Raw genomic sequence first — 7,588 nt, forward strand, 5'->3', positions numbered from 1 at the left:
GCGGGACCAGGAAGGAATCGAAAGCAGATCGGTGCTGGCAGCGGTCAGATCCAAGGCAGCGTCAACGGCATCGACAGACCCTAAGTGCTGGGGGTGAGCCGGGGTCGTGTCGGCCAGTTCTACCCCGGACGCTGCCGTGAGCCGGGTCGAGGTGGAGAGTTACGTACGTGTCGGCGATGAGTTCCAGATCGCTCGTGACGTTGACCGCTACACGGCGACGACATGTACGTGCCCGGAGCTGTCAGCCTGCTGATCGATGGCGTCGACGTCTTGGGCTCGGACTTGTGGGACGACGTGAACTGGCTGTGGCCCTTCATCGTGCAAGCCGTCGACGAGTGCCGTCGAACAGGGGCAGGTAAGAGAGGGTTTCCGGACCAGCCCATCGCTTTCAAGACCCAGGTTGCCTGGGAGGGGAACCTCCTCGTCACAGTCACTGACGGCGAAGAGACCAACCGCAGCGCGGTGGCCCCTGCCGCTGAGTTCTACGAGGGCGATCTCCTGCAGCGTTGGACTTCTTCGTCCAGTTGCAACGCCTGTGTCCAGGAACCGAGTTCGGCGAGGACGAGCAAGTTCTCTTGGCGTCCTGGCTGCGCTGAGGTGCTGCCGTGTCGGCACACCGGTGGCTGGCACCGTCAGCGCAGACGTCCGAGTCAGCGAGGGCAGGTGCCGGCAGGCCTCTACGCCATCGGCGCGGCTGAGCGGTCTCATCTTGACCTGCGACCTGGGCGGGAGCGTCGCAAGAGATCCATGAGGTCACGCCGAGGGGGAGACCGATATCGACTGGGAGCGGGTCGTCGTTCGGGCCGAGCGGCTACGCCCGTCGAGGCCGGACCTTGCGGCCGTGGTCTCATTCGTGGCGGCTCGCAACAGGCCGGCGAGCATTGCCAGGAGGAGATAGAAAAGCACTCGCAGGACGGTGCCCTCATAGCTGGATTCGAAGGCGAACGTCACCACCTCGACCAGAACCGCGTACCCGAGCGGTCCGGCCAGCGGATGCACCCGGCGGCGCAGGAGGAAGAGGACCGCAAGGCTGGCGATCGCGACGCCGACGAGTACGCCCAGCGGCAGCCCGAACGACAGTACCTGCTGCACATAGGTGTTGTGTACGTCGACGGGGGCCGCCGGATCGCCATAGGGGACGACGCCCGCACCGTACCCCAGGAAGGGTCGTGCGCCGATCTTCTCGGCAGCCTCCGAGTACAACTCGACGCGCATCAGGATGCTGTCCGGCGACAGGCGGCCGCTGATGTACTCATGCGTCGGCGGGTTGAACCTGTAGAGCGCGACTGCCCCGGCGGAGAGGCCCAAGGTCCCGATGAGCACCTTGCCGAGCACCTTGCCGGGCACCGGGCGTCGCCGAGCCCGAGGTCGGCGACTGATCGGAAGCAGGGCCAGGTATCCGACGCCCGCGATCACCGATGCAGCGAGCACACCGCGGGAAAGAGTGCAGACGATGCCCATTGCCGCGATCAGGCCGGCCAGGGTGGCACGCCAGTCTCGGCGGCTGTGGCCCCAGTACAGCAGCGGCGGAACAAGGATCGCGAGCACGGTGGCGAGATTGTTCGACCCGCCCAGCACCGGGTGGGAGAGCCGGGCGTAGTAAGAGACGGCGTACCCGGTGTGGTAGTCGGATCCGTATGGTCCGAAGCCCGGCACGTGCAGCAGCAGGAGCACTGCCGGCACGATCACCAGCCAGGCATACCGCCGGAGATAGGCCACGACCCGCTCGGCGGACAGTCCCTCGAGTTCGCGGGTGATGAACAGGTACGCGACGAACCCCTCGACGGAGATGAGCGTGGTGCGCAGCGACTCGATCCGGTCCTGGCTCCACAGCAGCGAGAGCGCGGCAACCAGTGGCGGGATCGCGAGAGCCACCGCGAGTGGGCGGTAGCCGATGTCGAGGCGCCGCCGCCAGAGGTTCGGGACGAGGCTGGCCGCAGCGACGAGGAGCAGCAGATCGAGGATCGACACCGACCCGATGACCGATTCGACGACCGGCCACGGGACCGGGATCCGCAGCGGCATCGCGGCAGCCAGCAGCACCAGCATGAGGAAGATCCGCGGCCGCTCCGCCCGCGGCCCCCACAGCGCTCGTGGCGTCCATCGCCCAAGCCGCCGGGCCGGCCGAACGCCCGCCCGCGTCGCGTCGAACGCCGTCACCGAACACCACCGATCCGCGCATCCCCGGCACGGCCGGCCGACGCGCCCGGGTCCGCCGTACGGTTCACCAGACGGGTCGATCGCGGGAAGGGCAGGCGGACCTGGCTGACTTCCGCCAGCCCGGAAACGAGGTCTTCTCCGTCGGGGGCGCAGGTCACGGCAGAGACGTGCAGCGCAGCGCGGGCGTGATTCATGCCGACATTTATCCCCGGTACTGGCTGGCCGAACACGGACGTGGCGACGGCACCATCGCCGAGACGGGCAGCCACACCGAACTACTCAAACGTCACGGCCGGTCGGCGACGAGTCCGGTCATTCAGTCGTGACGCCAACCACGACGCGCCGATTTGAGTGCCGGGTTCGCGTACTTCGGCGTCGACGCGTCCGGTGGCGGGTGGACTACGGTGCGTGCTCCTCGATGTAGCTCCCACGCAGGGAGGCGTGGTTGAGGCGGTGGCCGGACTGGTGGCCGGATCTCTGGTGCTACCTTGCGCCGGTGACAGACCATGAGTGGTTCCTCACCGCGGCCGAGCGGGGCAACCACGCCACCGAACTCGACCGCCGACGCGGTGATGGGGCCGCGGCGTGGTCTGGCGGGAACACGGTCACGCCGCTGGTGCACGGCGCGACCTATTTCGCCCGGCTCGTTGAGGTCGTCACTGCCACCGAAGCCGGGGACGTCATCATGTTCACCGACTGGCGTGGCGACCCCGACCAGCGCCTGGACGAGGCGGGCGCCGAGGTGGCGCGCGTGCTGTGTGAAGCCGCCGGCCGGGGTGTGATCGTCAAGGGGCTCATCTGGCGTTCGCACTGGGACCGGTTGGCGTTCAGCGCGGAGCAGAACCGGCATTTGGGCGAGGCCATCAACGCCGCGGGCGGTGAATGCATCCGCGACATGCGGGTGCGTCCGGGCGGGTCTCACCATCAGAAGTTCGTCGTTGTCCGGCACGCCCAGCACCCCGAGCGGGACGTGGCATTCGCCGGCGGTATCGACCTGTGCCACAGCCGGCGCGACACCAGCGAGCACCACGGCGACCCGCAGCCGCAGCCGATGAGCGATGTCTATGGACCCCATCCACCGTGGCACGACATACAACTGCAGATCCATGGGCCGGTGGTAGGGGATCTCGAGTTCAGTTTTCGGGAACGCTGGAACGACCCCACACCGGTCAGCCTCAACCCCGCCTACCGGGTGGCCGACGTACTGCGGCACGACGACGATGACCCGTCCACCCTTCCCGCGCAGCCGTCCGACCCCTCACCGGCGGGCACCCACCTGGTGCAGGTGCTGCGCACCTATCCTGCGCGGCGCCCCCGCTACCCGTTCGCTCCGGACGGTGAACGCAGCATCGCCCGCGGCTACCGGAAGGTCCTCGCCCGCGCCCACCGGCTCATCTACATCGAAGACCAGTACCTGTGGTCGGATGAGGTAGCCACCGGTTTCGCCGACGCGCTCACCGCCAACCCCGACCTGTTGGTGGTCGCGGTGATCCCCCACCACCCCGACCAGGACGGCCGGCTGAGCCTGCCGATGAACCTGGTCGGACGCCAGCACGCGCTCGACCTGCTCAACGCAGCCGCTCCGGGCCGCGTCGGGGTATACGGAATCGAGAACCACCTCGCCAACCCCGTGTACGTCCACGCCAAAGTGTGCGTCGTCGACGACGTATGGGCCTCGGTCGGCTCCGACAACTTCAACCGCCGTTCCTGGACGCACGACTCCGAGCTGTCGTGTGCGGTGATCGACCTGGTCCGCGACGGCCGCGAACCGCGCGTTGTGGATCGTTACGGTGACGGCGCCCGCGTCTTCGCCCGCAACCTTCGCCTGGAACTCGCCCGCGAACATCTCGACCGCGACCCCGGTGACGATGCCGACCTGATCGATCCCAAGTCGATGTTCGCCACCTTCGCCGAAGCAGCAACGCGGCTGCAGCACTGGCACGACAGCGAACGCACCAGCTCGCGGCCACCCGGCCGGCTGCGGCCCTACCAACTGCCGCGGCTTTCGCCCGCGACCATGAGGTGGGCCGGCCTGGCGTACCGCACCGTCGCCGACCCGGACGGCCGCCCATTGCGCCTGCGCCGGACACACACATTCTGACTGTCGGCTTTGATCGAATTCTGCGTACGCGCCGTTCGGTCGCGGTCGGCGTGTGGGGCGACGCTCCAGCCGATCCGCGCTGGACGGCGCGCTCGTCCTTCTGGGTTCGTCACGGCCTCCTGACCTCTTTGGGAGCCAGGGCTGGTTGCCGGGCACACGCCCAGGCAGGACCATGTCCGGGTGGGGCGTAAGAAGACGGCTGACCGGCGCTTGACCTTCGCCGAAGTTGTGGAGGCCGTCGTTGCCGCCGACCCGGGACCGCATGCCGAGTGGATTCCTTTCCGCTCTGCGCTTGAGGACGGTGAGTACACAGACGAGCGAGGAGTCCAGTGGCATCTGCGTCGCGGCGAGCTCAAGGTCTCCCGCGTGGAACACCTGATGCGCGACCCTCATGTCCGTGTCCTTCACTGCCAGGGGTCGGACGTTCGTGACGTCCCGATGGGGGAGCGAGAGGCACTCCTCGTCACGATCCGTCCTTACCTCAAAGGCGTGAAGCGCCCATCGCCCGGCGACTACACCGACTACTTCCTCGGCGAGTTCAAGGACGACAATCACCGCTCGCTCCTCATCATCGAAGAGCAGTGCTGACCCGGCCCTACGGATAATGGCCCTACCCTGAGCGGAGGTTTCGCGTCGATCCGCGTCGACGTCCCCGGCGGCGGGTGGAAGCTGGACGGCAAGCCGCCGCGGTTCCGGGAGAAGATCACATATTCCGCTTACGGGTGGACCCACGACAACAGCTGGTCGACCGGCGGTGTCGACTTCCGGCTGGCCACGGTAAGACGTATCCAGCCCGGGCGGGTGCTACTCCAGGACGACAACGGTCACGACATCCAGGTGACCAGGCGCGAGTTCTACCGGATGGCTCACGACCCAACGAGGTGGAGTGCGGCTGAAGCCACGTGCCCCGACGTGCCACCGAACGGCCTTCACCAGCCGTTAATAACCAACGTTCCGCGTCGAATCACGCTCGGCGCCAGCGAGACGCCACGACGCCTCGCTCACGAGAACCCGCTCGTAATGCGTTGCTCTTCTTACCCGGCTGAGTGCCTCCCTCGACACGCCGGTCGACGCGTGCGAATGCCCGCGGGCGAGCATAAGAGATGAAGGCGCGGTGGTCTTGGTATGCGGGGGATGTCGTGCGAATCAAATACGGGCTGGCGTCACGCGGTTTTGTCAACCGCCTGTTGTGCAAGCCGAAATTCGTTGGGCGCGGCCTTGCCGGAGGCCTTCTCGCACTGTTCACGGCGCTGTTGTCGGTCGGCGCCACGCCTGCGACAGCGCAGACGGCGGGTGACGCCCTGTCCTGGGGAGCCGGCGGCAGCGGCCAACTCGGCGTAGGTAGCCTGCAGAACAGCGCGCTTCCCCTTCGGCCGTTGCTTCCTACCGGCGCTGCCGTGACGGCGATCGCCGCCGGGGCCCAGCACGGCGTCGCCGTGACGACGCGGGGTGTGTTCGCCTGGGGTGGCAACGACTCCGGCCAGCTCGGTAACGGCGACAACCTGCGCAACAGCGCCCCGGTCAACGTGGTGATCCCACCAGGAACCTTCATCACGGCGGTTGCCGCCGGTGACGAGCACACGCTGGCGCTCACCTCGACCGGTCAGGTTCTTGCGTGGGGGTCCAATCGTCTCGGGCAACTGGGCAATCCGTCGATCGGCCCGACCAGCAACGTGCCCGTCAGGGTGGCGCTTCCACCTGGGGTGACCGTGGTCGGCGTAGCGGCCGGTGACTTTCACAGCCTCGCGGTCACCTCCACTGGCGGCGTACTCGCGTGGGGCTCCAACGAGTTCGGCCAACTTGGCAACGGGACGGACAGGAACGAAAGCCGGACTCCCGTCCCTGTGTCCCTCCCGCCCGGAACAGCCGTCACGTCCGTGACCGCCGGTGGGATGCACAGCGTCGCGCGGACGGTGACAGGAGGAGTGCTCACGTGGGGGCTGAATGATGCCGGACAACTCGGCGACGGGACCAACGACGAGCGCGACGCTCCCGTACCGGTGACCCTGCCGGCCGGGACCGTCGTGACCGAGGTCGCCTCCGGAGTGTTGGCAAGCCACACTCTCGCGCTGACCTCGGCCGGCCAGGTGCTTGCCTGGGGTAGCAACCAGTCGGGCCAACTGGGCAGAGGCAACCAGATCGGGTCCAACGTGCCCGTCCCGACGGCCCTTCCAGCCAGCACCGTGGCGACCGCCATCGCCGCCGCCGGTGTGAACAGCGTCGCGGTGACGGCGTCCGGTCAAGTGCTGTCCTGGGGCGACAACTCCCTCGGGCAGGCGGGCGACGGTGCTGCCGGTGGTATCAATGCGCTACCCGTTCAGGCGTCGCTTCCCGCCAACACGTCAGCGACCGACGTCGCTGCGGGAAATGGCTTCAACCTGGTTGTCAGTCAGTCCACCAACAGTCAGGGCCCCGACACCGGCGACGGCGCCACCGCTGCCGGCGGCCCTCGTCACGGCCTGATCGTGGGTGGTGTGCTGGCGTTGGCGCTTGCCTGGTGGGCAGGCGCCGCCATCCGGCGCGGCAACCGACGCCGCCTCGCCCCAACCTCGTGATCACCCTCGACCTGAGAGCGAAGTTGGGAGGAGGCGGCCACGGTCGCCGGTTCGATCAGCGGTGGCACCGCACGGCACTTCGCCAGAGTCGGCCGGGACGGGCCCGCCCAGCGCGCCCCGGAACTTGCCCGACCGTATTACGCCGTACTACAGTCGGATAGTGTTCGAAGACGTCGACTGGTCCAACCGTGGCCGGTACATGCGTGAACGGCATGGCATCGATCCCGCGTTGGCCAACGAGGCGCTGGCAGACCCGAACCGGCTGGTGTTGGACCCGGATCCGGCCGGGCCAACGACGTTGACCAGCGCAGGTATCGGGAGGGGCAAGTATGAGCGAGTTGGACGATCTGCTGCACAGTGAGGCTGAGCATGCAGAGCAGAACAAGGACGCACCCGCGGGCCCGGGCACGAAGGTCACCAGGGGCCACGACCGGGCCCGGGTACTCCAGGTTCGGTTGAACGATGAGGAGTTTGCCGCAGTCACCAGACTCGCCGAGGTGAGCAACCTACCTGTCTCGACACTCGTGCGGTCCTGGATTCTGGAGCGGGTCCAAGCACCAGAATCCGAGCCGGCGGCGACCATCGACCGGATCGCTCGTGACGTGGACCATCTACGACGACAACTGGCCTCGTGAACGGCTGACTTCTTGAAGGCTGATCGCCCGCCGGAGCCACGGGGAGGGCAGGGCGAAGTATTTCGCCGAACTACGTCGAGGACGTTCTGTTTGCCGGATGGAGACACCGCAGGTCGACCACGCCAATCGTGGGCAGG

7 protein-coding genes are annotated in these 7,588 nt (G+C 67.6%); 6 read left to right on the forward strand and 1 reads right to left on the reverse strand.

What is annotated here, in order from left to right; all coding sequences use genetic code 11:
- Positions 1–753: 753 nt before the first annotated feature.
- Positions 754–2,160: an O-antigen ligase family protein gene (locus tag F4554_RS32835; RefSeq protein WP_179785676.1), complete on the reverse strand. Its 1,407-nt coding sequence runs from the start codon at positions 2,158–2,160 to the stop codon at positions 754–756.
- 167 nt (positions 2,161–2,327) lie between these two features.
- On the opposite strand from F4554_RS32835, the gene F4554_RS01435 reads away from it, so the two are divergent.
- The 6 genes from F4554_RS01435 to F4554_RS01460 all read left to right on the forward strand — a co-directional run bounded on the left by F4554_RS01435 (position 2,328) and on the right by F4554_RS01460 (position 7,451).
- On the forward strand, positions 2,328–2,486 hold the full coding sequence (locus tag F4554_RS01435; protein ID WP_179785677.1) for a hypothetical protein: 159 nt from the start codon (positions 2,328–2,330) through the stop codon (positions 2,484–2,486).
- 170 nt (positions 2,487–2,656) lie between these two features.
- Positions 2,657–4,261 (forward strand): phospholipase D family protein, encoded by a 1,605-nt coding sequence (locus F4554_RS01440; protein WP_179785678.1) that lies wholly within the window; start codon positions 2,657–2,659, stop codon positions 4,259–4,261.
- Between the two features lie 180 nt (positions 4,262–4,441).
- Positions 4,442–4,849 (forward strand): hypothetical protein, encoded by a 408-nt coding sequence (locus tag F4554_RS01445; RefSeq protein ID WP_179785679.1) that lies wholly within the window; start codon positions 4,442–4,444, stop codon positions 4,847–4,849.
- 515 nt (positions 4,850–5,364) lie between these two features.
- The gene (locus F4554_RS01450) at positions 5,365–6,816 is read left to right on the forward strand and encodes an RCC1 domain-containing protein (protein WP_179785680.1); all 1,452 of its coding nucleotides are present in this window, start codon (positions 5,365–5,367) and stop codon (positions 6,814–6,816) included.
- A 160-nt stretch (positions 6,817–6,976) separates the two neighbouring features.
- Positions 6,977–7,177 (forward strand): hypothetical protein, encoded by a 201-nt coding sequence (locus tag F4554_RS01455; protein WP_179785681.1) that lies wholly within the window; start codon positions 6,977–6,979, stop codon positions 7,175–7,177.
- Positions 7,155–7,451: a hypothetical protein gene (locus tag F4554_RS01460; RefSeq protein ID WP_179785682.1), complete on the forward strand. Its 297-nt coding sequence runs from the start codon at positions 7,155–7,157 to the stop codon at positions 7,449–7,451. The genes F4554_RS01455 and F4554_RS01460 overlap by 23 nt, the downstream gene beginning before the upstream one ends.
- The last annotated feature ends 137 nt before the right edge of the window (positions 7,452–7,588 follow it).

This window comes from Actinopolymorpha rutila (assembly GCF_013407855.1).
GTDB lineage: Bacteria > Actinomycetota > Actinomycetes > Propionibacteriales > Actinopolymorphaceae > Actinopolymorpha > Actinopolymorpha rutila.